The following is a 299-nucleotide window of genomic DNA, read 5'->3' as shown; positions in this document are numbered from 1 at the left end:
GGAAGGTGCGAACAAGTTCCTGATATGAGATCATCATATTCATCCGGAGCGCATCCCAGAGGGACATCATGAGCCATCAACTCACCTTCGCCGATAGTGAATTCAGCACTAAGCGCCGTCAGACCCGAAAAGAGATTTTCCTCTCCCGCATGGAGCAGATTCTGCCATGGCAGAATATGACCGCTGTCATCGAGCCGTTTTATCCCAAGGCGGGCAATGGCCGACGGCCCTATCCGCTGGAGACCATGCTGCGTATTCACTGCATGCAGCATTGGTACAACCTGAGCGACGGTGCCATG

General features: G+C 53.8%; 1 protein-coding gene. It reads left to right on the top strand.

The features are described from left to right. Window positions 1–68: 68 nt before the first annotated feature. A partial coding sequence (locus OGY19_RS02305; RefSeq protein ID WP_055315763.1) for an IS5/IS1182 family transposase occupies window positions 69–299 on the top strand: 231 nt, incomplete at its 3' end.

It is taken from the genome of Citrobacter sp. Cy070, assembly GCF_030332245.1.
GTDB classification, from domain to species: domain Bacteria; phylum Pseudomonadota; class Gammaproteobacteria; order Enterobacterales; family Enterobacteriaceae; genus Citrobacter; species Citrobacter youngae.
This window is presented reverse-complemented; position numbering and strand designations above follow the sequence as displayed.